The 21,103-nt window shown below is 72.1% G+C and carries 25 protein-coding genes; 9 read left to right on the top strand and 16 right to left on the bottom strand.

Annotated elements, in window-relative coordinates; all coding sequences use genetic code 11:
* Positions 1-17: 17 nt before the first annotated feature.
* Genes BUR99_RS12060 through idi form a run of 7 tightly spaced genes read right to left on the bottom strand, consistent with a single transcriptional unit; the run spans position 18 to position 5,662 of the window.
* Entirely contained in the window at positions 18-902 is an 885-nt protein-coding gene (locus BUR99_RS12060; RefSeq protein ID WP_074260611.1) for a prenyltransferase, read from the bottom strand.
* Positions 892-1,197 carry a lycopene cyclase domain-containing protein gene (locus BUR99_RS12065; RefSeq protein ID WP_074260612.1) on the bottom strand — a complete coding sequence of 102 codons (306 nt, stop codon included), beginning with the start codon at positions 1,195-1,197 and terminating at the stop codon, positions 892-894. The genes BUR99_RS12060 and BUR99_RS12065 overlap by 11 nt, the downstream gene beginning before the upstream one ends.
* Positions 1,194-1,526 carry a lycopene cyclase domain-containing protein gene (locus BUR99_RS12070; protein WP_074260613.1) on the bottom strand — a complete coding sequence of 111 codons (333 nt, stop codon included), beginning with the start codon at positions 1,524-1,526 and terminating at the stop codon, positions 1,194-1,196. The genes BUR99_RS12065 and BUR99_RS12070 overlap by 4 nt, the downstream gene beginning before the upstream one ends.
* Positions 1,523-3,088: a phytoene desaturase family protein gene (gene crtI / locus BUR99_RS12075; RefSeq protein WP_074260614.1), complete on the bottom strand. Its 1,566-nt coding sequence runs from the start codon at positions 3,086-3,088 to the stop codon at positions 1,523-1,525. Before crtI ends, BUR99_RS12070 begins: the two co-directional genes overlap by 4 nt.
* On the bottom strand, positions 3,085-4,017 hold the full coding sequence (locus tag BUR99_RS12080; RefSeq protein ID WP_074260615.1) for a phytoene/squalene synthase family protein: 933 nt from the start codon (positions 4,015-4,017) through the stop codon (positions 3,085-3,087). The genes crtI and BUR99_RS12080 overlap by 4 nt, the downstream gene beginning before the upstream one ends.
* Entirely contained in the window at positions 4,014-5,078 is a 1,065-nt protein-coding gene (locus BUR99_RS12085) for a polyprenyl synthetase family protein (RefSeq protein ID WP_074260616.1), read from the bottom strand. The genes BUR99_RS12080 and BUR99_RS12085 overlap by 4 nt, the downstream gene beginning before the upstream one ends.
* The gene (idi, locus tag BUR99_RS12090) at positions 5,075-5,662 is read right to left on the bottom strand and encodes an isopentenyl-diphosphate Delta-isomerase (RefSeq protein ID WP_084183956.1); all 588 of its coding nucleotides are present in this window, start codon (positions 5,660-5,662) and stop codon (positions 5,075-5,077) included. Before idi ends, BUR99_RS12085 begins: the two co-directional genes overlap by 4 nt.
* A gap of 77 nt (positions 5,663-5,739) precedes the next feature.
* Here idi and BUR99_RS12095 point away from each other — a divergent pair, with 77 nt between their 5' ends.
* Positions 5,740-6,291, top strand: a complete 552-nt coding sequence (locus tag BUR99_RS12095; protein ID WP_074260618.1) for a MarR family winged helix-turn-helix transcriptional regulator — start codon at positions 5,740-5,742, stop codon at positions 6,289-6,291.
* Here BUR99_RS12095 and BUR99_RS12100 read toward each other — a convergent pair.
* Complete coding sequence (locus tag BUR99_RS12100) at positions 6,282-6,749, bottom strand: pyrimidine dimer DNA glycosylase/endonuclease V (RefSeq protein ID WP_074260619.1); 468 nt, start codon at positions 6,747-6,749, stop codon at positions 6,282-6,284. The two genes, BUR99_RS12095 and BUR99_RS12100, sit on opposite strands and share 10 nt — an antisense overlap.
* A gap of 104 nt (positions 6,750-6,853) precedes the next feature.
* Here BUR99_RS12100 and hemQ point away from each other — a divergent pair, with 104 nt between their 5' ends.
* Genes hemQ through BUR99_RS12120 form a run of 4 tightly spaced genes read left to right on the top strand, consistent with a single transcriptional unit; the run spans position 6,854 to position 10,426 of the window.
* Positions 6,854-7,591, top strand: coding sequence for a hydrogen peroxide-dependent heme synthase (gene hemQ, locus BUR99_RS12105; protein ID WP_056655082.1), 738 nt, complete (start codon positions 6,854-6,856; stop codon positions 7,589-7,591).
* A complete protein-coding gene (locus BUR99_RS12110) occupies positions 7,591-8,667 on the top strand; it encodes a ferrochelatase (RefSeq protein ID WP_074260620.1) in 1,077 nt (358 codons plus the stop codon). The genes hemQ and BUR99_RS12110 overlap by 1 nt, the downstream gene beginning before the upstream one ends.
* Positions 8,664-9,617 (top strand): hydroxymethylbilane synthase, encoded by a 954-nt coding sequence (hemC, locus tag BUR99_RS12115; RefSeq protein ID WP_074260621.1) that lies wholly within the window; start codon positions 8,664-8,666, stop codon positions 9,615-9,617. The genes BUR99_RS12110 and hemC overlap by 4 nt, the downstream gene beginning before the upstream one ends.
* A 14-nt stretch (positions 9,618-9,631) precedes the next feature.
* Positions 9,632-10,426 carry a uroporphyrinogen-III synthase gene (locus BUR99_RS12120; protein WP_074261013.1) on the top strand — a complete coding sequence of 265 codons (795 nt, stop codon included), beginning with the start codon at positions 9,632-9,634 and terminating at the stop codon, positions 10,424-10,426.
* A gap of 55 nt (positions 10,427-10,481) precedes the next feature.
* Here the strand turns inward: BUR99_RS12120 and BUR99_RS12125 are convergent, their stop codons facing one another.
* Positions 10,482-11,381, bottom strand: a complete 900-nt coding sequence (locus BUR99_RS12125; RefSeq protein WP_074260622.1) for an SDR family NAD(P)-dependent oxidoreductase — start codon at positions 11,379-11,381, stop codon at positions 10,482-10,484.
* 96 nt (positions 11,382-11,477) lie between these two features.
* On the opposite strand from BUR99_RS12125, the gene hemB reads away from it, so the two are divergent.
* From hemB to BUR99_RS12140, 3 genes are all read left to right on the top strand, one after another.
* A complete protein-coding gene (hemB, locus tag BUR99_RS12130) occupies positions 11,478-12,476 on the top strand; it encodes a porphobilinogen synthase (protein WP_074260623.1) in 999 nt (332 codons plus the stop codon).
* Positions 12,473-13,798 (top strand): glutamate-1-semialdehyde 2,1-aminomutase, encoded by a 1,326-nt coding sequence (hemL, locus tag BUR99_RS12135; RefSeq protein ID WP_074260624.1) that lies wholly within the window; start codon positions 12,473-12,475, stop codon positions 13,796-13,798. The genes hemB and hemL overlap by 4 nt, the downstream gene beginning before the upstream one ends.
* Before the next feature lie 140 nt (positions 13,799-13,938).
* Positions 13,939-14,313 carry a hypothetical protein gene (locus tag BUR99_RS12140; protein ID WP_074260625.1) on the top strand — a complete coding sequence of 125 codons (375 nt, stop codon included), beginning with the start codon at positions 13,939-13,941 and terminating at the stop codon, positions 14,311-14,313.
* A 22-nt stretch (positions 14,314-14,335) separates the two neighbouring features.
* On the opposite strand, the gene BUR99_RS12145 is transcribed toward BUR99_RS12140, so the two are convergent.
* Positions 14,336-14,716 (bottom strand): DUF1304 domain-containing protein, encoded by a 381-nt coding sequence (locus BUR99_RS12145; protein WP_074261014.1) that lies wholly within the window; start codon positions 14,714-14,716, stop codon positions 14,336-14,338.
* 40 nt (positions 14,717-14,756) lie between these two features.
* Positions 14,757-15,407: an FMN-dependent NADH-azoreductase gene (locus tag BUR99_RS12150; protein WP_074260626.1), complete on the bottom strand. Its 651-nt coding sequence runs from the start codon at positions 15,405-15,407 to the stop codon at positions 14,757-14,759.
* 166 nt (positions 15,408-15,573) lie between these two features.
* Between BUR99_RS12150 and BUR99_RS12155 the strand changes: the two genes are divergently transcribed.
* Complete coding sequence (locus BUR99_RS12155) at positions 15,574-15,963, top strand: winged helix-turn-helix transcriptional regulator (RefSeq protein WP_074260627.1); 390 nt, start codon at positions 15,574-15,576, stop codon at positions 15,961-15,963.
* Positions 15,964-15,984: 21 nt separating this feature from the next.
* Here BUR99_RS12155 and BUR99_RS20280 read toward each other — a convergent pair whose 3' ends face one another.
* The 5 genes from BUR99_RS20280 to BUR99_RS12180 all read right to left on the bottom strand — a co-directional run bounded on the left by BUR99_RS20280 (position 15,985) and on the right by BUR99_RS12180 (position 21,072).
* Positions 15,985-17,106 carry a winged helix DNA-binding domain-containing protein gene (locus BUR99_RS20280; protein ID WP_074260628.1) on the bottom strand — a complete coding sequence of 374 codons (1,122 nt, stop codon included), beginning with the start codon at positions 17,104-17,106 and terminating at the stop codon, positions 15,985-15,987.
* Between the two features lie 2 nt (positions 17,107-17,108).
* On the bottom strand, positions 17,109-17,939 hold the full coding sequence (locus tag BUR99_RS20285) for an ABC transporter permease (RefSeq protein ID WP_074260629.1): 831 nt from the start codon (positions 17,937-17,939) through the stop codon (positions 17,109-17,111).
* Positions 17,936-18,835, bottom strand: a complete 900-nt coding sequence (locus tag BUR99_RS12170; RefSeq protein WP_074260630.1) for an ATP-binding cassette domain-containing protein — start codon at positions 18,833-18,835, stop codon at positions 17,936-17,938. The genes BUR99_RS20285 and BUR99_RS12170 overlap by 4 nt, the downstream gene beginning before the upstream one ends.
* 178 nt (positions 18,836-19,013) lie before the next feature.
* The gene (locus tag BUR99_RS12175) at positions 19,014-19,787 is read right to left on the bottom strand and encodes an isocitrate lyase/PEP mutase family protein (RefSeq protein ID WP_074260631.1); all 774 of its coding nucleotides are present in this window, start codon (positions 19,785-19,787) and stop codon (positions 19,014-19,016) included.
* A 70-nt stretch (positions 19,788-19,857) separates the two neighbouring features.
* Complete coding sequence (locus BUR99_RS12180) at positions 19,858-21,072, bottom strand: cysteine desulfurase-like protein (RefSeq protein WP_074260632.1); 1,215 nt, start codon at positions 21,070-21,072, stop codon at positions 19,858-19,860.
* Positions 21,073-21,103 lie beyond the last annotated feature (31 nt).

Raw genomic sequence — 21,103 nt, forward strand, 5'->3', positions numbered from 1 at the left:
GCTGCGGCGTCGCGGGGTCACGCCGTGATGGCGGCGTACCAGATGAGCAGCATCGTCACCAGGAATCCGACGACGTAGTTGATGGCGAGGAATCGCCGCCACCCGGCGTTCGATCGACCTGACGAGGCGTCGGTGACGCCGGCGAACGGCGCGGCCGTGGCGATGTACGGCACCACCAGCAGGGCCGCGAGGGGACCGGGCCACGACGTGGCGAGCATGAACACGCCCGCCACGACCCACATGGCGATCGCGAACCGAACGGTGCGGCGCGCCCCGAGCGCGGTCGCGATCGAGGCGATGCCGGCGGCGCGGTCGGGCACCACGTCCTGCACGGCGCCGAAGGCGTGGCTCGCGACGCCCCAGGCGAGGAAGGCGAGGAGCAGGGCGAGCAGGGGCGGGGTGAACGCGGCGCCCGCGAGCACCAGCGCGTAGACCGCGGGGCTGACGAAGTGCACGCTCGAGGTCAGCGAATCGAGGAACGGCACCTCCTTGAAGCGCAGCCCCGGCACCGAGTAGGCCGCGACCGCGAACAGGCTCACCGCGAGCACCGCCCACGACGCGGGGTCGCCGAGGGCGAGCAGCACGACGACGAACGGCGCGCAGCTCGCGATCGCGGCGACGATGGTCAGCCGGTGCCGATCCGGCACGAGAAGCGCTCCCTCGACGCCGCCCTTGCGCGGGTTCGCGGCGTCGGAGGCGTAGTCGAAGACATCGTTCACGCCGTACATCGCGAGGTTGTACGGCACCAGGAAGAAGAGCGTGCCGACGATGAACGCGACGTCGACCTCTCGGGTCGTCAGCAGGTACGCGGCTGCGAACGGGAACGCGGTGTTCACCCAGCTCAGCGGCCGGGAGGCGGTGAGGAGGTCGATGATCGCGCTGCGGCGGGTCTCAGTCGGCATCGGCGCGTTCCCCCATGAGGTTCCAGAGCCCGCTGAGGAGCAGGACCCCGGCGATCGGATAGGCGAGGTCCTCGATCGGAGCGAGGCCGAGGCGGACACCCCAGATGTGCGCATCGGCGTAGTCGAACAGGCCGGTCGCGATCATGATCGAGTCGAACACGATCGTGAGCACGACGAGCGCGAGCGCGGAGACGAACACGGCGAGCCCGTGGCCGCGCGGAGCCCGCCGCCACCCGATGGCGGCGACGACGGCCGCCACCGCGACGAAGGCGGCCGACAGCAGTGCGTAGGTCACTGGCGCACCCGCCTCGCCGCGAGCAGGCGCAGTGCACCGGTGTAGAGCACGAGTGTCAGGTAGCAGAGGAACCCGAGGAACACGAGCTCCTCGAGCGGCAGCTCGGGTGCGAGCAGGATGCCGGTGCTCACCGCGTTCTCGCCACGGTGGAAGATCCCGAGGGCGATGCCGGCGGCATCCCATGCCAGGAAGAACACGAGGCCGGCGACGAGCACGACGACGGCCCGCACGCGGCGACCCGGGGCGCCGAACACCAGGCGGTACCGGGCGTCGAGCAGCGCCATGCAGGCGATGCCGGCGAGCAGCGCGCCGAGGTAGACGAGGCTCATGCCGGCACGCTCCGCACCTCGGGTTCGGTGAGCGGAGCCGAGCCCTGCTCGCCGCGCGCCGCCTTCGCGACGAGCTCGGCGCTGATCAGGCACATCGGCAACCCGATGCCGGGCACCGTGGTCGCCCCTGCGAAGTACAGCTCCCGCACCGTGCTCGATGCGGTGCGCCCCCGCAGGAATGCGCTCTGCCGCAGCACGTGCGCCGGGCCGAGCGCCGAGCCGCGCCACGAGTTGAACTCGGACTCGAAGTCGCCGGGGCCGATGGTGCGGCGCACGACGATGCGGTCCGCGAGGTCGGGCACGCCCGCCCACGACGAGATCTGGGCGATTGCCGCATCGGCGATGCGCTCGACCGAGGCGTCACCGCCGCCATCGATGCCGCCGCGGCCGATCGCGGGATCGGCCGGCACCGGGACGAGCACGAAGAGGTTCTCGTGACCCGGTGGCGCGGCCGAGGGGTCGGTCGCACTCGACCGGCACACGTAGAGCGAGGCCGGGTCGGGCACCGAGGGCGAGCTGCCGAAGATGCGATCGAAGTTCGTCGCCCAGTCCTCGGTGAAGAGCAGCGTGTGGTGCAGCAGCTGGGGGAGTTCGCCGCGCACCCCGAGCAGCACGAGGACCGCGCCCGGCCCCGGGTCGGCTCGGCGCCACGAGGCATCCGATCGGCTTCGCGACTCGGACGGCAGCAGGGCCGTCTCGGTGTGGTGCACGTCGGCCGCCGAGACGACGAGGTCCGCCTCGACCTCGTGCGCCGTGCCGCGCCGATCGGAGTAGACGATGCCGCGCGCTGCGCCCGACTCGACGGTGATGCTCGTGACCCTGGCGTTCGTCACGATGCGCGCCCCGGCTCGTTGCGCCAGTCGCGCGACGCTGTCGATCACCTCGCGGAAGCCGCCCTGCGGGTAGCGGACCCCGTCGTCGAGGTCGAAATGGCTCATCAGGTGGTACAGGCTCGGGGCGGCCGACGGCGAGGTGCCGAGGAACACGGCGGGGTAGCCGAGCACCTGGCGCAGGCGTTCGTCGCGGAAGCTGCCGGCGATGAAGCGGTCGAGGGGCTGCAGCAGCAGGCGGCCGAGGCGGCCGAGGCGCCGCAGCACCGGTGGCACGAGCAGCGTGCCCGGTGAGGAGAAGTCGTTGTAGAGGAAATGGTCGAGTGCGAGACGCGTCGTCTCCTCGGCGGAATCGAGGTACCGCTCGAGGCGCCGCCCGGCGCCGGGCTCGATCGCCTCGAACGCCGCAGCGGCCCGGGCCCGGTCGGACGAGAGGTCGAGCGGCTCCGCCCGGTGCTCGAAGAACACCCGGTAGCCGGGTTCGAGCCGCACGAGGTCGAGCTCCGCCTCGGTGCTCGTGCCCATCAGGCGGTAGAAGTGCTCGAACACCTCGGGCATGAGGTACCACGACGGGCCGGTGTCGAAGCGGAATCCGCCGGCGTCCCATCGTCCGGCGCGACCGCCGACGCTGTCATTCGCCTCGTAGACCGTGACCTCGTGCCCGTCGCGAGCCAGCAGCGCCGCCGTCGCGAGGCCGGCGATGCCGGCCCCGACGACGACGACCCGGCTCATGCCGGCGCCCCGGGCAGCGGAGTCCGCGCGGACGCGGGCTCCGGCGCGGTGGACGGGTGCCGCGAACGCGATCCGGCGGCACGGGCGAGCAGCATGAGCTTCTGCGGCGTCGGCACCCGGACCCTCGTGGTGAGCAGTTCGCTCGCGGGCGTGCGGCGGAGCCGCGACGACAGTGCGGAGAACAGCGCGTGCGCGGCGGCGACGGCCCTGCGGCATCCGCTCGGAAGTTCGGCGATCACCTCACCGGCGATCGCGAGGTCGCGATCGAGGTCGTCGAGCAGTCGCAGCTTGTCGGCCTCGGTCAGGAGTGCCGGGTCGATGCCGGGGAAGTACCGGCGGCCGAGGGAGCCGTAGTCGTCGGCGAGGTCGCGCAGGAAGTTCACCTTCTGGAAGGCGGCGCCGAGATGGCGGGCACCGCGCTGCCAGCGGGCATCGCGCCGGGCGTCGACGGGGAGCCCCTCGCTGAACGCGCGCAGGCACATCAGCCCGACGACCTCGGCAGAGCCGTGGATGTACTCCCGGAGCTCGGCCTCGTCGAAGTCCACCGGATCGAGGTCGCGCCGCATCGACGCGAAGAACGGCCGGGTCAACTCGGGACCGAAGCCCGTGTCGCGCGCGGTGCGGGCGAAGGCGTGCACGACGAGGTTCGAGCTGTACCCGCTGGCGATCGCCCGCTCGGTCTCGACCTCGAGGGCTTCGAGCATCGCGCGCCGTTCATCGGGCGCGAGCCCCGCTTCCTCGGCCGGGCCGTCGACGATCTCGTCGGCGATGCGCACGAGGGCGTACAGGTCGGCCAGATGATCGCGAACGGGGCGCGAGCACAGGCGGCTCGCGAGTCCGAACGACGTCGAGTAGTGCGAGATCACCTGGGCGGAGCCGAGGTGCGCCGTGCGGTCGTAGAGCGCCAGCCCCGTCGGTGCCCGGGTCATCGCGCACGCTCCACGCACGTGCGGGCCGTGACGGTCAGCGACTCGCCCAGCCCGCGCGGCAGTTCCGCCGCTGCGATCGCATCGACGGCGGCCGTGCAGCGCGCATCGATGAGGTGCTCGACGCGGTCGCGGGCCCCGCTCGACTCGATCGCCAGCCGGAGTCGCGCCGCCCCGGCTTCATCGAGCTCGGGGCTCCCGAAGACCGAGGCGGCGCGAGTCCAGTCGGGGTGCGCACGGGCATAGGCGATGAGCAGGGTCTCCTTGCCCTCGCGCAGGTCGGAGAGCGCCGACTTGCCGGTGACCTCCGCCGCGCCGTAGACGCCGAGCACGTCGTCGCGCAGTTGGAACGCGACGCCGAGATGGCGCCCGATCTCGCCGAGTCGTGCGACCGTGGCGGCCGACGCCCCGCCGAGCACCGCCCCCGCCTGGAGCGGCGCGCTGAACGAGTACGACGCGGTCTTCTCCTCGATCATGGTGAGGATGTCGCGCTCGCCGGGGGCCGCGCCGGCATGGCGCACGTCGGCGTGCTCGCCCGCCGCCGCGACGAAGACGCATTCGTCGACGATCTCGAGCAGTGCGGCGCGCACCGACGGCGGCGCCTCGAGTTCGGCGACCACCCGGAGTGCGCCCGCGATGAGCAGGTCGCCGGCGAGGATCGCCGACGCCTCGCCGTAGTCGTTGGCCCGTTCGGCCGGCAGCCCGCGGTCGATGCCGTCGAGCGCGAAGCGCCCGGCGACGTTCGGTGCGCCTCGGCGCACGAGGTCGTGGTCGATCACGTCGTCGTGCACGAGGAACGCGGTGTGCAGGAGCTCGAAGGCCGAGGCGAGCCGCACCGACTCCGTCGTGCTCGAGCCCGCGAACGCGGCGTGAGCGGCGAGCACGAGTCCGGGCCGGATGCGCTTGCCTCCGGCAGCACCGTCGCGTGCGGCGCCCCAGAGGCGCACGTAGTCGGCACCGTGCCCGGCCGCCCGCTCGAGCCGTCGGGCGAAGAAGTCGTCGAGGAACTCCGAGACGGCGACACCGTCGCGGTCGATCCGTCGCTCGAGCGTCGCGCCGATCATGAGGCGATCGCCTCGCGTCGATCGAGGGAGCCGCCGAGGGAGTCGTGGAGGGAGCCGCCGAGGAACGGCAGGAGTCGCGCCTGCAGCACGAACCACGGGCTGAACGCCCACGGCGCATGCTCGATCGCCGAGGCGAGTCGCTGCGGCGACACCCACGCGAAGTCCATGACCTCGCCCGGGTGCGGCTCGAGTTCGGAGGCCGCGTACGCCGTGTACACGGGGCAGAGCTCGTTCTCGACGAGCCCCGAGGCATCCGTCGCCCGGTAGTGGAAGAACGGGAGCACCGGCTCGATGCCGTCGAGCAGGAGGCCGAGTTCGAACTCACCGCGGCGTCGGATCGCGTGGACCAGGGTCTCCGCGGGCGCCGGATGGCCGCAGAACGAATTGGTCCAGACGCCCGGCCAGGTCTGCTTGGAGAGCGCGCGGCGGGTCACGAGGAGTTCCTCGCGCTCGTTGAAGACGTGGCATGAGAAGGCGAGGTGACGCGCCGTGTCGGCGCCGTGAACGCTCGATTTCGGCGCCCGGCCGATGGCCCGGTCGTCGGCGTCGAGCAGCACGACCTCTTCGATGTCGCTGAGGCTCATGATGGCTCCCACTCGGTTGCTGCTTTGGCTAGTAGTTAGCTTAGCGAGAAATATACATGAATGGCTAGAATCAACCCATGGCAACTGAGCGGGACGGGCGGCACGACATCGCAGCCGCGATGCACGACCCCCGTATCTCCGACCACGACGAAGAACTCGTGAACCGTTCGGGGCTCGACGACCGGCAGGTCGACCAGATCGTGCGCGTCATGCAGAGCCTGCGCGGCTGGCATGATGCCGAGCGCCGCATGAGCGAGGCGTCGAGCCGGTACATGAAGCTCAATGTCACCGACATGCGCGCCCTTCGCTTCCTCATCGCCGCCCGAAACCAGGGCGAGATCGCCACCCCGGGCGCCATCAGCGAGTACCTCGGCATCTCCAGCGCCTCGACGACCAAGCTGCTCGACCGGCTCGAACGCGGCGGCCACATCGTGCGTGCACCGCACCCGAGCGATCGCCGTGCGCTCGCCATCTCGGTGACCGACGCCACCCGCATCGTCGCGCGAGAGTCGGTCGGTCGCCTGCACGCGCGGCGATTCGACGCCGCGGCGGCGCTCACCTCCGACGAGCGCGAGGTCGTGATCCGGTTCCTCGACGCCCTCACTGCGACCGAGCTCGATCAGGACTGAGACGGGTCGCTTTCGCCGGCCGGCGGGCCTGCACGCTCCCATGATGCGACGGGCCCGTCGACGACGGCGAAGAGCGGATGCGCGTCGGGCAGGTCGATGCCGGCCCACTGCGCGGCCGACTCGGGGCTCCTGATCGAGAGCTTCCGCAGCAGGTGCTCCCACTCGAACGCGAGCTGCCCGCTCGCGACCTCGAGGTGCAGCGCGGGGTCGCTCCGGTGGTGCACCTTGCTCCGGTCGAAGCGGTAGCCGCGAGCCGTCGCCTCGTCGGCGATCCCCGCGAGGTGGTCGCCGATCGCGCCGAGCGGATCGGGCACCGCGCGGAACCGTTCGAGCTGCGGATGCCGCGTGTACCCGCGGGTCGCGCCCTCGAGCACGGCCTGGGCGAGCAGCGTCTCGCGCCAGCAGGCGGTGAGCCCCTGACGATCGAGGTAGCGCGGATGCAGCGACCAGATCCTCATCCGACGAGCGTACGTCGTCGCCACCGTCGTCGTGCCGGGTGCCGGGAGCCCGTCGCGGAGGGGTCTCTTTTGGCCGATCACGCCGAAAGGGGGAGACTGGTGACATGTCTTCCCCCGCTGCCGAAGCGGCAGCCGACGCGCTCCGTTCCGAATCCGAAGCCGGCGATTCTCCCGAGGGGTTCACGGTTTTCGCCGTGTTCCGCCGGGATCCGGCGAGGCCCGATGACTACGACGGCCACGACGTGCGCCGCGTCGTCGAAGAGCTCGACGGCGTCATCGCGCTCGTCGAGAACGAAGGGGTCACGCTCCGCGGCATCTACGACGTCTCCGGCCTCCGCGCCGACGCCGACGTCATGCTGTGGCTGCACGGCCCCACCGCCGAGGGGCTGCAGTGGGCGCTCCGCGAGCTCCGCCGCGCGCGCATCCTGAAGCACCTGCTGCCGACCTGGAACGCCATGGGCGTGCACCGCGACGCCGAGTTCAACAAGTCGCACGTGCCCGGATTCCTCCGCGGCATCGAGCCCAAGTCGTGGCTCACGATCTACCCCTTCGTGCGCAGCTACGAGTGGTACCTGCTGCCCGCCGAGGAGCGCAGCCGCATGCTCGCCGACCACGGCCGCAAGGGCGCCGCGTTCCGCGGGGCCATCGCCAACACCGTCAGCGCCTTCGCGCTCGGCGACTACGAGTGGCTGCTGCCCATCGAGTCCGACGAGCTGACCGAGCTCGTCGACCTCATGCGCGAGCTCCGCGACACCGACGCCCGCCGTCACGTGCGTGAAGAGGTGCCCTTCTACACGGGCCGCCGCATCACGACCGCCGAGCTCGTGGAGGTGCTGCAGTAATGGCGCACTACGACGCGATCCTCCTGTCGTCGTTCGGCGGCCCCGAGGGTCAAGACGACGTCATCCCCTTCCTCCGCAACGTCACCGCCGGCCGGGGCATCCCCGACGAGCGGCTCGAGGAGGTCGCCCACCACTACCGCCACTTCGGCGGCGTGAGCCCGATCAACGAGCAGAACCGTCAGCTGAAGGCGGCCATCGAGGCCGAGCTCGCCGCGCGCGGCATCGAGCTGCCGGTCTACTGGGGCAACCGCAACTGGGCGCCGTACTTCGGTGACGTCGTGCGCGAGGCCGAGGCGAACGGCCACACCGAGCTGCTGGGCCTCGTCACGAGCGCCTACACGAGCTACTCGGGGGTCGGCCAGTATCGCGAGGACTTCGAGAAGTCGACCGCCGGCACCGGCGTCGCGATCGACCGCGTGCGCGAGTACTTCGACCACCCCGGGTTCGTGCAGCCCTTCATCGAGGGCGTCACCGATGCCGCGGCCGAGCTCGTCGCCGAGGGCGTCGCACCCGAGCGCATCCACGTGCTCTTCGTCACCCACTCGATTCCCAACAGTGCAGCGGATGCCTCGGGGCCGTCGTTCGGACCGGGCGGCGCGTACGTCGCGCAGCACCTGGCCGTGGCATCCGTCATCGGCGAGGCCGCAGCCCCGGCGTCGCCGTGGTCGCTCGTCTACCAGTCGCGTTCCGGCGACCCCCGCACGCCGTGGCTCGAGCCCGATATCAACGACGCGATCGGCGAACTCGCCGCGGGCGGCCTGACCGAGGCGATCGTCATCGTGCCGTTCGGCTTCGTCAGCGACCACATGGAGGTCATGTGGGACCTCGACAACGAGGCCGTCGAGACCGCCGGCGAGCACGGGCTGAAGGTGCGTCGCGCGCCGACTCCCGGGGTGCACCCGGCGTACGTCTCGGGTCTCGTCGACCTCGTGCTGGAGCGGGTGAACGACGTGCCCGCCGCCGAGCGTCCGCACCTCACCGCGCTCGGCCCGTGGCCCGATCACGCCCGCATCGCCGGAGGAGCGGTCGTCGACGAACCGGCCGCCGCCGCCGCACCGGAGGCGACTCCGCGATGACCGGCGTGATCCGTGTCGGCACCCGGGGCAGCGCGCTCGCGATGGCCCAGACCCGTCAGATCTCCGAACGGCTCGCGAAGGCCGCGAAGGCCGAGATCGAGCTGGTGCCGATCACCACGCAGGGCGACACCTCGCGAGCCTCGCTCGCGTCGATCGGCGGCACGGGCGTGTTCGCCGCCGCGCTCCGAGAGGCGCTCCTCGCCGGAGAGTGCGATGTCGTCGTGCACTCCCTGAAAGACCTGCCGACCGCCGAGCACGAGGGGCTGCGCCTCGGCGCAGTGCCGAAGCGCGCCGACGCCCGCGACGCGCTCTGCGCCCGCGACGGGTTCACGATCGCGACGCTGCCCGAGGGTGCCCGTGTCGGCACCGGCTCGCCGCGGCGCATCGCCCAGCTCGGCGCCGCGCGCCCCGATGTGATCGCCGTCGACCTGCGCGGCAACATCGACACCCGCCTCGGCAAGGTCGAGTCGGGTGAGCTCGACGCGGTGCTGCTCGCCGCTGCGGGCCTCGGCCGGCTCGGCCGCTCCGACGCGGTGACCGACCTGCTGTCGCTCGGCGACTGGCCGACGGCCCCCGGGCAGGGCGCACTGGCGATCGAGGTGCGCCGCGAGACGGGCGACCGTTCGCTCGAACGCGCGCTCGAGGCGGTCGACCACACGATGACCCGTGCCACGGTGCTCGCCGAGCGACTCGTGCTCGCCGGTCTCGAGGCCGGCTGCTCGGCCCCCATCGGCGCCACGGCGTTCATGGAGGACGAACTTCTGTTCCTGTCGGCGAGCGTGTACAGTGCCGACGGGGCCCGGCGACTCGTGAGTTCGCACGCGGCCACCCCCGACAGCCGCTCGGCCGCCGACCTGGCGGATGCGGCACGCGACCTCGCTGAACGCGTCGTCGCGGAACTCCTCGGCAACGGCGCCGCTGATCTTGCACCACCAGAGGAGTCGCTGTGAGCGAATTCGAATCGATGACGGGTGCCATCAACCTGCCTGCCTCCGCCGGCAAGCCGCTCGCCGGTTGGCGGGTGCTCGTGCCACGCGGCGGTCCATGGGGTGACGGCGTCGCCGCCGCCCTGCGCGCCCGCGGCGCCTCGCCCGTGGTCGCCCCGCTGATCAACTTCGCACCGAGCGACGACCAGGCCGCCCTCGAGGCGGCGCTCGCGAAGCTCGCCGCCGGCGGCTTCGACTGGCTCACCGTCACGAGTGCGACGACGGTCGACGTGCTGTCGACGTACAGCGCCGTCATCCCCGAGACGACGAAGGTCGCTGCGGTCGGCGAGACCACCGCAGCCGCCCTCGTCGCGGCGGGGTACCAGGCCGACATCGTGCCGTCCGAAGACAATTCCGCCCGCGGCATGCTCGAGGAGTGGGAGGCCGCGACCGACGGCGCAACCGGGCTGAAGGTGCTCGCTCTGCGATCGGCGATCGCGAAGCAGGTGCTCTCGATCGGCCTCGAGCGCATGGGCCATCACGTCGAGGCCGTCGTGGCGTACCGCACGATCGGCGTGCCGGTCTCCGCGAAGGTCGCCGAAGACGTGCGCTCCGGCCGCGTCAACGCCGTGCTCGTGACCTCGGGCAGCGTTGCCGAGCAGGTGCAGCAGCAGCTCGGCCCGATTCCCGAGTCGATCCTCGTGGCCGCGATCGGCCCGCAGACGAAGAAGGATGCCGCACAGGTCGGGCTCCGGGTCGACGTCGTCGCGCGCGAGCGCACCGCCGAGTCGCTCATCGACGCGGTGGTCGACGCCGCCACCGCGAAGGCCTGACCCGCAGCCGGGTCATCGGCGCCCGATCGGCAGCCAGGTCACCGCGTCAGCCGTGTCACCGCGCATGTGCCGCGGAGGCCCCGGATGCCGTTTCCGTGTCGCCCGCCTTCGCGACGACGCCACGCATCACCGACCAGTACCAGACGGGGGCGAGCCGCGTCGCGATGTCGGCGAGTCGTGCGTCGCGCCCGATGAACACTCGCGGCCGGCGTCGTTCGATGCCGTCGACGATGCGCGCGGCGGCCTCCTGCGCCGTGGTGCGATACAGCGATGCCTGTGCATCGGCGGCTCGCGCTGCGATGTCGGCAGGCACTCCCTCCGCGACCCGTGCGTTGTGGATGATGGCCGTCCGCACTCCTCCCGGGTAGACGGCGGACATCGTGATGCCAGTGCGCTCGAGCTCGTGGCGCAGCGCGTCGGTGAAGCCGCGCACGGCGAACTTCGAGGTGACGTACGGCACCCGACCGGCCGGAGCGCCGAGCGCGTAGAGGCTCGCGACATTGGCGATGTGCGCCGCGGGCCGCCGCGCGAGCGCTGGCAGGAACGCCTTGTTCATCGCGACCGTGCCCCAGAGGTTGATGTCGACGACCCAGCGGAACTCGTCGAGGCTCAACTGCTCGAAGCGCCCGAGCATCGAGACTCCAGCGCAGTTGAGGAGGACATCGACGCGACCGTGGGTGGCGAGCACCGCGGCCGGCAGCGCCTCGATCGCGTCGGTTTCGCGCAGGTCGATGACGTGCATGCTGACCGTGGTGCCGCCCGCGCGCAGTTCGACGGCGAGGTCGTGCAGCGCCGCGCCATCGCGGTCGACGATCACGAGTTCGGCGCCGCGCTGGGCGAGGAGGCGGGCGGACTCGAGCCCCATTCCGCTCGCCGCACCAGTCACGACGCAGACGGCGTCACGGAGCTCGAGGCGCGCGCGGCGGGAACGGTAGGCAGGGTTGGTGCGTGGCATGGTCGGGTTCCTTCGTGGCGACGACCTCGGCGCCGGTTCGATCCGGGAATCTATCACGTCAGCGACCGTCCAGCGGGGCCGACGTAGGCTTGACGCGTGAGTTCCACGCCCGTTCCCCGTGTCCGACCGCGCCGACTCCGTGAGACCCCGGCGCTTCGCCGCCTCGTCTCCGAGACCCGGTTGCACCCCGCCGAGCTCGTGCTCCCGATCTTCGTGCGCGAGGGCGTCTCCGCCCCGGTGCCGATCGGCTCGATGCCGGGCGTCGTGCAGCACTCGCTGGCCAGCCTGCCCGAGGCGATCGACCAGGCCGCGGCAGCCGGCGTCGGCGGCGTGATGCTGTTCGGCGTGCCCGAGGTGCGCGACGCGCGCGGCTCGGGTGCCACCGACCCCGACGGCATCCTCAACGTCGCGACCACGGTCGCCGCCGAGGCGTCCGCCGGCCGGCTCGTCGTGCAGACCGACCTGTGCCTCGACGAGTTCACCGACCACGGGCACTGCGGCGTGCTCGACGAGCGCGGCCGCGTCGACAACGACGCCACGCTCGAGCGGTACACGTCGATGGCGCTCGCGCAGGCGCGGGCGGGCTCCGAGCTGCTCGGCCTCTCGGGAATGATGGACGGCCAGGTCGCCGCGGTGCGCGACGCCCTCGACGACGCCGGCCGCCAGGACACGGCGATCCTCGCCTACTCGGCCAAGTACGCGAGCGCCTACTACGGCCCGTTCCGCGAGGCCGTCGAATCGACCCTCGAGGGCGACCGCCGCTCGTACCAGCTCGATCCCGGCAACCGGCGCGAGGGCTTGCGCGAGGCGATGATCGACATCGACGAGGGCGCCGACGTCGTCATGGTGAAGCCCGCCGGCAGCTACCTCGACGTGCTCGCCGACGTCGCCGCGGCATCCGAGGTGCCCGTCTGGGCCTACCAGGTGTCGGGGGAGTACTCGATGATCGAGGCCGCCGCCGCCCACGGCTGGATCGACCGCAAGCGCGCCGTCATCGAGTCGGTGCGCGGCATCCGCCGGGCGGGCGCCGACGCCGTGCTCACCTACTGGGCCGTCGAACTGGCCGAGTGGATTCGGAACGGAGACGTCGCATGAACGCCCCCACGAACGACGAGCTCTTCGCCCGTGCGCAGGCCGCGATCCCGGGCGGCGTGAACTCGCCCGTGCGCGCGTTCCGCTCTGTCGGCGGCACCCCGCGCTTCCTCGTGAGCGCCCGCGGCCCGTACGTCACCGACGCCGAGGGCCGCGAGTACGTCGACCTCGTCGCCGGCTGGGGCCCCGCGATCCTCGGTCACGCCGACCCGCGGGTCATCGAGGCGGTGACGGATGCCGCGGCGCGCGGCCTCTCGTTCGGTGCCTCGACCCCGGCAGAGACCGAGCTCGCCGAGCTCGTCGAGGCCCGCGTCGGCCCCGTCGAGAAGCTGCGCCTCGTCTCGACGGGCACCGAGGCGACGATGAGCGCCATCCGCCTCGCTCGCGGGTTCACCGGCCGCGACCTGCTCGTGAAGTTCGCCGGGCACTACCACGGCCACTCCGACGGCCTCCTCGCCGAGGCGGGTTCGGGGCTCGCGACCTTCGCGCTGCCGGGCTCCGCGGGCGTGCCGGCCGACATCGCGGCGCTCACCCTCGTGGTGCCCTACAACGACCTCGACGCGCTCGCCGCGGTGTTCGCCGAGCTCGGCGACCGCATCGCCGCGGTCATCACCGAGGCGGCCGCGGCCAACATGGGCGTCGTGCCCCCGGTCGCCGGGTTCAACCGCGCCGTCGTCGAACTCGCCCACGCGCACGGCGCGCTCGTCATCTCCGACGAGGTGCTCACGGGCTTCCGCGTCTCCGCCGCCGGATGGTGGGGCCTCGAAGACGGCACCGATGCGGCGTACACGCCCGACCTCATGACCTTCGGCAAGGTCATCGGCGGCGGCATGCCCGTCGCCGCCCTCGGCGGTCGCGCCGAGATCATGGAGCAGCTCGCGCCGCTCGGCCCCGTCTACCAGGCGGGCACGCTCTCGGGGAACCCCGTGGCGGTCGCCGCCGGCGTGGCCACGCTCAGGGCGGCGGATGCCTCGGTGTACCGCTCGCTCGACGCCACGGCCGAGACGATCAGCGATGCGGTCTCGGCCGCACTCGACGCCGCGGGGGTCGCGCACCGCGTGCAGCACGCCGGCAGCCTCTTCAGCTTCGTCTTCGGCGACGAGGCCGCGGCCGCACCCGTCCGCGACTACGCGACCGTGCAGCGTCAGGAGTCGTGGCGCTATGCCCCGTTCTTCCACGCGATGCTCGACGCCGGAATCTCGCTGCCGCCGAGCGTGTTCGAGGCGTGGTTCGTCACCGCGGCGCACGACGACACGGCGATCGCCCGGGTGCTGGAGGCCCTTCCGGCAGCGGCGCGCGCCGCGGCATCCGCTCGACCCGCGTAACCGCCCTTGCCGGTTGAGCCGGTCGAAACCGCCCTGGAGCGGTTCGACAGGCTCAGCCCGCGGGGTGACCACAGCAAACCGTTATCGCTTTGTGGGGCGTCGACTGGGCACCCGGCGTGCGACTCGGGCAGGATGGAGACATGGCGAAGCTGCGCGTGCACACCGACCGGATCGAGGTACACCTCACCCCGGCCGAGAAGTCACTCGCGCTCCGCGGCGCCGATCTCGTCGTGCAGCGCGACGACATCCGCTCGGCGACCATCACCGACGACCCGTGGATCTGGATCCGCGGCATCCGTCGTCGCGGCACCGAGGTGCCGCTCGTCGTCGCGGTCGGCGTGTGGAAGTACCACGGCGGCAGCGATTTCGTGATCGTCAAGGGCAAGCGCCAGGCGGTGGTGCTCGAGCTCGCCGCGGGCGAGTTCACCCGCATCATCCTGAGCACGAACCACGCCGCAGAACTCATCGACCGGCTGAAGCTCACGGCGACGCCTGACGTCGTCGAGGGCGACTGACCGCGTATCCGCCCGTTCGGGCTCAGGCGAAGGCGAAGAGCACGAAGCCGATGAGCGGCAGCGTGCCCTGCACGAGTGCGGGCCGCAGGTACCCGCGCCCGGTCGTCGTGAGCACCGCGGCGGCGAGGAACATGCACGCCGTCGCGAAGAGCACGAGGGTCTTGCCGACCGGTATCGCGCCGGCCCAGTAGAGCACGAGGCCGATCGCGGCGCCGAGGCCGAGGAAGAGGTTGTAGAAGCCCTGGTTGTAGGCCATGGGCCTGGTCACGTCGGCCGCGGCCTGGTCGGCGACGCCGAAGCGCTTCCAGGTCGACGGCCTGGTCCACCAGACGCTCTCCATGAGGAAGATGTAGCCGTGCAGCAGCGCGGCGAGGGCGACGAACACGGTTCCGACGACGGCCATGCCGCGATCGTAGCGGTCGTCGCCCTCGGGCATCGTCAGCTCACGCCGCGAACCGCTCAGTCGTCGCGAACCGGTGCGCAGCCGCGAGCGTGGCGTCGAGCGCCGCACGGCGAGTGCCCTCGACATCGGCATTGACGACCGTCGGTGCGAAATGCACCTCCTCGACGTCGGTGATGCCGATGAAGCCCAGCCAGTCGCGGAAGAACGTGGTCGTGAAGTCGGCGCCGAACGACGGCGGCAGGCCCTCCGCGTAGACCCCGCTCGTGTACACGACGAAGGCCCGCTTGCCCTGCAGCAGGCCGCGGTAGCCGGACTCGGGCGAGAACGCGAACGCCCAGCCCGGCTGGGTGATGACGTCGACGAGCTGCTTCAGGGGATACGGCACCCCGGCGTTCCAGAAGGGCACGTTGAAGACGTAGGCGTCGGCGGCGTCGAACCGGTCGAACACGGCGCGCGCCTCCGACCACGCCCGCTCCTCCGCGGCGGTGTGGCCCTGCCCGGCGAAGGTCGCCATCTTCGCGCCGGCCGCGACCGTGCCGAACTCGGGCAGCGAGCCGTCGAAGACGTCGAGGCGGTCGACGGCCAGTTCGTCGTCGATCGACTCGAGCTCGCCGATGAAGCGGGTCGCCAGCTCGAGCGAGCGGCTTGCGTCGCCCCTGGCGGATGCGTTGACGTGCAGCAGGTGAGTCATCAGGTTCCTTCACTGGTGTTCGGCGAGGATCCGGGAATGGATCGCGTCGTGTTCCGGTTTCGATCGTCACATCGCCCTGAGCGCCGGCACCAGCAGGCACTTCAGAGTGCCGTGGGATGCCGCAGGTGCCCATCCGTTCGTCGTCGACCGAGAGCTTGGAGACCCAGTGACCCTGACCGCCGACCAGCAGCGCGCCGCCGCGAAGGACGCGTACGCGTCGTACCTCGCCGAATGCCCGTCGCGCCAGGTGCTCGACATCCTCGGCTCGAAATGGACGACGCTCGTGCTCCTGCCGCTCGAGGAAGGACCGCAGCGGCACTCGCAGCTGCGGGCCCGAGTCGCGGGCGCCAGCCAGAAGATGCTCACCGAGACCCTGCGCCTGCTCGAGCGCGACGGACTCGTCTCCCGGGAGGTCAAGCAGGTCTACCCGGCGCACGTCGAGTACTCGCTCACCGCCCTGGGCGCGAGCCTGATGCCGATCGTGCACCAAATGAAGGACTGGGCCGACGCGAACATGGCGGAGGTCGAGTGGCACCGTCGCGCCGCCGGGTCGTGACCGCGAGCGGCATGCCGCGGGTCAGTCGGCCACGGGCTCGCGCTCGACGGTGACCGGCGCGCCGAGGAACCGCTCGACCTCGGCGACGGATGCCGCGAGCCCGCGCTCTTCACGAGCGGTGAACGCGCGCCACGGCACGAGCCTGACCACCGCCTTCCGCCCCGAGATGACGGGCGCCCAGCGGCCGACCATCACGCCGTCGATCATGAGCGCATGCAGCGGGAACTCGGGGTGCACGGGGTTGCCGCGGCCGGGCGGCTGCAGGAACGATCGGGGCGCGGCGTAGCCCATGATGTACTCGTCGTAAGCCTGCAGCAGGTCGACCGTGCCGGACGGCGGAACGGGCGCATCCAGCGCGGCCGACGTCCGCTCGACATCGTGCCAGTGGGCGGCACCGTCGACCTCGACGGTCTCGACGCGCCCACCGCCCTCGTCGACGACGGCCGAGAACGCCAGGCGGGTGTCGCCGAGCGTGAAGCCCGACCAGGCGGCGAAGTCGCGGTCGGACACCGGCCCGCGCGAGCGGATGAATCGAGCCGCGAGTTCGACGAGCGACGCCGCGCGCAGCTTCGGCGCCGACGGCGGCACCCGCTCGTCGAACGCCGCGTAGGTGCGCTGCCTGCCGACGTTCGCCCCGCTGATGGCGACCCGTTCGAGCTCGGCGAGCATGAGCACGTAGGTGAAGCCGAGCCCGGTCGACGGATGGCCCGCCGCGTCGAGCGCCGCGGCGAGCTCCGCCCGGGTGCGGTGGCCGCCCTCGAGCGCCGCGGTGACGACGTCGAGTGCGCGCGCCCCGGCCTCGCCGTCGACGCCCGTGCGGCGGTAGTAGGTGGCGTTCGCCCGATGCACGCGCTCGGCCGAGAGTTCCATCAGCCACCGGGCATCCGCCGGGTCGACGAAGTGCCACGTCGGCCGCAGCACGTGGGTGCGCAGGATCTCGCCGCGGTCGAGCGCGGCGGTGACGGCGGCGAGATCTGGGCGGCGCTCGGCCGGCACGCGCATGGCGAGCCCCCATTGCGCCGGCACGAACTCCTGCGACTGCACGGCCGCGAAGTCGCGCACGACGCCGGCGGCCGACGCGGCACGCACCCCGCGCAGCCCCTGCACGTGCAGGCGGATGCGGCGGAGCTCGGCGAGCTGCACCCCTACGACACGTCCCGTCGCCAGGTCGTCGCCCCGCCGATCACGGTCGCCACGACCGCGATGCCGAACAGCACGAGCCCGCCCTGCCACCACTCGAGCGTCTCGGTCGAACCGAGCGAGGCGAGGTTGTAGAAGGACGCGCCGACGAGCGCGTCGCTCGCGGCGCCCGGCAGGAACTTGCCGATCGATGCCGTGACGTCGCTGAGCGAGGCCACGACCCGCAGGATCGGCTCGACGAACTGGGTGAAGGCGATCACGATGACGATCGCGGCGACCTGGTTGACCACGAGCACGCCGAGCCCGACGCCGATCGCGCCCCACAGGGCCATGGCCAGCACGCCGCGGCCGATGAGCGCCCACGTGTCGCTCGAGTCGAGGCCCGTGTCGAGGCCGAAGCCGGCGAGGGCCGCCGCACCGGCGCCGACCGAGACGGCGAAGGCGATGACGCCGAGCCCGGCGCCGACCACGAGCTGCGACACGAACTTCGCCGCGAGCACGACGGTGCGGTGCGGCTCGGCGAGGAACGTCGGGGTGAGCGTCTTGTGCCGGAACTCGCCGGTCACGGCGAGGGCGCCGAGCAGCACCGGGAAGACGTAGCCGACCGACGAGGCGAAGCTGTAGAGCAGCGGCGCGAGCTCGGTGCCCGGCGGCACGGTGGTGTTGCCGCCGGCGGCTGCCGCGGCATCCGGATTCTCGGTCGCCCAGCCGAGGAAGGCGCCGAATCCGCCCGACATGAACGCCACGTAGGCGGCGAGGAGGATCGCGAGGAGCCACCACATGCGCGTCGTGAAGACCTTCTGGAACTCGGAGCCGATGGCGCGCACGAGGTTCACGACTCGTCACCTCCGCCGACGAGCGACAGGAAGGACTCCTCGAGCCCCGATCTCAGCCGGTGGAGGGCGGCCAGCTCCACACCGCCGACGAAGGCGGCGTGACCGACCCTGGCGGGGTCGGGTTCGTCGACGATGAACCCGCTGCGCCCCTCGGTGTACTCGAGGCCCGCGGCGTCGAGCGCGGCGGCCAGCGCCTGCCGATCGGGGGAGTCGGCGATGGTGCGCGGCGCCGAGTCGAGTTCGAGGCTCGCGAGGGTGCCGGTCTTCATGAGCCGGCCTTTCGCGATGATGACGACCTCGTCGACGCTCTGCTGCACCTCGCTGAGCAGGTGCGAGGAGACGAGCACGGTGCGTCCCTCGCGGGCGAGGTTCTGCAGGAACCCGCGGATCCACTTGATGCCCTCGGGGTCGAGGCCGTTGATCGGTTCGTCGAGCACGAAGACGCCGGGGTCGCCGAGCAGGGTGTACGCCAGCGCGAGTCGCTGCCGCATGCCGAGCGAGTAGCCGCCGACGCGGCGATCGGCGTACTCCGACATGCCCACCTGCTCGAGCACGGCGGGAACGCGGGCCGACGACAGGCCCGCGGCGGTCGCGTAGACCTTGAGGTGGTTGCGCGCCGTGCGCCCCGGGTGGAAGTTCGCGTCGAGCGCGGCGCCCACGGTCTCGAGCGGCCGCGGCAGCCCCGAATAGGGCGTGCCGCCGAAGGTCGCGGTGCCGGCGCTCGCACGCTCCAGCCCGAGCAGCACCCGCAGCGTCGTGGTCTTGCCGGCACCGTTCGGGCCGAGGAATCCGGTGACCTTGCCCGGTTGCACCGTGAAGCTCAGGTCGTCGACCGCGGTCACCGGGCCGAAGTGCTTGCTGAGCCCCGAGATCTCGATGGGGATGCCACTCGCCATGCGCGCTCCTCACAGGTGGGGGCGAGCATGGTCGCGCAGGCCGCACCCCCGCACGACCCGGGCAGCCAGGCCGCCTCACGCTCACCCTAGCGAGCAAGCGGGGCCGGATGCATCCGTCGCGCGGGGGATTCGCGGAATCGCCGGTCGGGCCGATCGCGGCCGCCCGACGCGCGAGCACTCAGTTCAGCGGGCGGATGCCGTGCGGCGGCACGCCGCCGGCGTACAGCACGATGGCGGCATCCTGCAGGGCGCCCAGCGCGATGCGCTGGGTGAGCGGCCCGTACGAGACGCGCGCGACGCCGAGCTCTTCGAGCCGTGCGGGAGCCGGCACCGAGGGCAGCCCGATGACGCTCACCCGGTGGTGGCCGATGCCAGTCACGAGTTCGTCGACGACCTCGTCGCCGAAGTCGCCCGGCACGAACACGCTCGTCGCACCGGCGTCGAGGTAGGCGCGGCCGCGCTCGATCGCGTCGGCGATGTTCACGTCGAGCGGGCGCTCGCGCCCGCGGAGGAACGCGTCGGTGCGCGCGTTCAGGGCGAACGGCACGCCCTCGGCATCGGCGGCGGCCACCGCGGCCGCGACTGCGGCGACCGAGTCGGGGAGCGGCTTCAGCTGGTCTTCGAGGTTCGCTCCGGCGATGCCCTCGCCGATCGCGCGGCGGATGGTGTCGCCGGCGTCGCCGTAGCCCGCCTCGAGGTCGGCGCTCACCGGCACGTCGACGGCGCGCGCGATGCGCCCGCACATGTCGAGCATGAGCTCGACCGGGATGTGCTCGCCGTCGGGGTAGCCGAACGTCGCGGCGATCGAGTGGCTCGCGGTGGCGATCGCGCGGGTCTGCGGCAGGGCGGCGATCGCGGTGGCGCTCACGACATCCCAGACGTTCACCACCTGGAGCAGCTCGGGGTCGGTGTGCAGGCGGCGGAGTTCGGCGGCGGTGTCGGCGAGGGTCATGGTTCCAGCGTATGGCGGGGGATCGGCGGCGGGGCGCCGATCGGCCGGGTGACGTCCGAATCCCGCCGATTCAGCCGAGCGCCGAGGCGAGGCCGTCGAGCAGGCGCTCGACGTCGTTCGCGTCGTTGTACGGCGCGAGCCCGACACGAAGCCCTCCGGCGTCGCCGAGCCCGAGGCCCCTCGATGCCTCGAGGGCGTAGAAGTTGCTGCTCGGCGCGAGCACCCGCCCCTCGGCGAGGCGCTTCGTGATCTCGGATGCCTCGTGGCCGTCGAACGTCATGAGCAACGTGGGCGTGCGGCGCGGCGCTCGCGACCACACGGTGACCCCGGGCAGCTCGGCGAGCCCGGCCTCGATGCGGGCCCGGAGCTCTTCCTCGTGCGCGTGCAGCGCCGCGTACGAGGCGACGAGCCGCGCCCGGCGCGAGCTCGCGGCATCCGCTTCGGAGTGGTCGGCGAGACCGGCCAACGCGTCGACCGCCGCGGTGCCGCCCGCGAGCAGCTCGTACGGCAGGGTGCCGAACTCGAACCGCTCGGGCACGACGTTCGTCGACGGCGCCAGCTTGTCGGGCGCGATGGACTCGAGCAGCTCGGGGTCGGCGGCGAGCACGCCGAAGTGCGGGCCGAGGAACTTGTAGGGCGAGCACGTGAAGAAGTCGGCTCCGAGCGCCCCGACGTCGGGCAGTTCGTGCGCCGTGTAGTGCACGCCGTCGACGTAGACGAGGGCGCCGACCGCATGCGCGGCCGCGGCGATCGCGGGGATGTCGGGCATCGTGCCGATGAGGTTCGACGCCGCGGTGACGGCGACGAGCCGCGTGCGATCCGAGAGCACGGCGGCGACGGCCTCGACCGGCAGCTCGCCGGTGGCCGGGTCGAAGTCCGCCCAGCGCACGACGGCGCCGACGCGCTCGGCGGCCTGCACCCACGGGCGCACGTTCGAATCGTGGTCGAGTCGGGTGACGACGACCTCGTCGCCCGTGCCCCATTGCTTCGAGAGATGCCGCGAGAAGTCGTAGGTGAGCTGGGTGGCGCTGCGCCCCTGCACGATGCCGCGCGGGTGCCCGTCGACGAGATCGGCCATCGCCAGTCGGAATCCATGCACGGCGGCCTCGGCGCGTTCCTCCGAGACGCCGGTCGTGCCGCGATTCGAGAGCGGGCCGGTGAGCACGGATGCCACGGCCTCGCCCACCGATCGCGGCGTCTGCGTGCCGCCGGGGCCGTCGAACTGCGCCCACCCGCTCTCGAGCGAGGGGAACTCGGAACGGATTCGGGCGACGTCGTAGGCCATGCAGCGAGGATAGCCAGTCGGGGCGCCCGCC

Origin of the sequence: Agromyces cerinus subsp. cerinus, from assembly GCF_900142065.1 — a bacterium.
Taxonomy (GTDB): domain Bacteria; phylum Actinomycetota; class Actinomycetes; order Actinomycetales; family Microbacteriaceae; genus Agromyces; species Agromyces cerinus.

Bases quoted from the DNA above. Each gene is read 5' to 3' on its own strand.
- BUR99_RS12175 (WP_074260631.1), bottom strand. From the start codon at position 19,787: ATGACCCTCGCCGACACCGCCGCCGAACTCCGCCGCCTGCACACCGAC.
- BUR99_RS12100 (WP_074260619.1), bottom strand. From the start codon at position 6,749: ATGAGGATCTGGTCGCTGCATCCGCGCTACCTCGATCGTCAGGGGCTC.
- BUR99_RS12145 (WP_074261014.1), bottom strand. From the start codon at position 14,716: ATGGCCGTCGTCGGAACCGTGTTCGTCGCCCTCGCCGCGCTGCTGCAC.
- idi (WP_084183956.1), bottom strand. From the start codon at position 5,662: ATGAGCCTCAGCGACATCGAAGAGGTCGTGCTGCTCGACGCCGACGAC.
- hemQ (WP_056655082.1), top strand. From the start codon at position 6,854: ATGTCTTCCCCCGCTGCCGAAGCGGCAGCCGACGCGCTCCGTTCCGAA.
- BUR99_RS12060 (WP_074260611.1), bottom strand. From the start codon at position 902: ATGCCGACTGAGACCCGCCGCAGCGCGATCATCGACCTCCTCACCGCC.
- BUR99_RS12125 (WP_074260622.1), bottom strand. From the start codon at position 11,381: ATGCCACGCACCAACCCTGCCTACCGTTCCCGCCGCGCGCGCCTCGAG.
- crtI (WP_074260614.1), bottom strand. From the start codon at position 3,088: ATGAGCCGGGTCGTCGTCGTCGGGGCCGGCATCGCCGGCCTCGCGACG.
- BUR99_RS12080 (WP_074260615.1), bottom strand. From the start codon at position 4,017: ATGACCCGGGCACCGACGGGGCTGGCGCTCTACGACCGCACGGCGCAC.
- BUR99_RS12110 (WP_074260620.1), top strand. From the start codon at position 7,591: ATGGCGCACTACGACGCGATCCTCCTGTCGTCGTTCGGCGGCCCCGAG.
- BUR99_RS12150 (WP_074260626.1), bottom strand. From the start codon at position 15,407: ATGACTCACCTGCTGCACGTCAACGCATCCGCCAGGGGCGACGCAAGC.
- BUR99_RS12140 (WP_074260625.1), top strand. From the start codon at position 13,939: ATGGCGAAGCTGCGCGTGCACACCGACCGGATCGAGGTACACCTCACC.
- BUR99_RS12170 (WP_074260630.1), bottom strand. From the start codon at position 18,835: ATGGCGAGTGGCATCCCCATCGAGATCTCGGGGCTCAGCAAGCACTTC.
- BUR99_RS12095 (WP_074260618.1), top strand. From the start codon at position 5,740: ATGGCAACTGAGCGGGACGGGCGGCACGACATCGCAGCCGCGATGCAC.
- BUR99_RS12085 (WP_074260616.1), bottom strand. From the start codon at position 5,078: ATGATCGGCGCGACGCTCGAGCGACGGATCGACCGCGACGGTGTCGCC.
- BUR99_RS12180 (WP_074260632.1), bottom strand. From the start codon at position 21,072: ATGGCCTACGACGTCGCCCGAATCCGTTCCGAGTTCCCCTCGCTCGAG.
- hemC (WP_074260621.1), top strand. From the start codon at position 8,664: ATGACCGGCGTGATCCGTGTCGGCACCCGGGGCAGCGCGCTCGCGATG.
- BUR99_RS12120 (WP_074261013.1), top strand. From the start codon at position 9,632: ATGACGGGTGCCATCAACCTGCCTGCCTCCGCCGGCAAGCCGCTCGCC.
- BUR99_RS12070 (WP_074260613.1), bottom strand. From the start codon at position 1,526: ATGAGCCTCGTCTACCTCGGCGCGCTGCTCGCCGGCATCGCCTGCATG.
- hemL (WP_074260624.1), top strand. From the start codon at position 12,473: ATGAACGCCCCCACGAACGACGAGCTCTTCGCCCGTGCGCAGGCCGCG.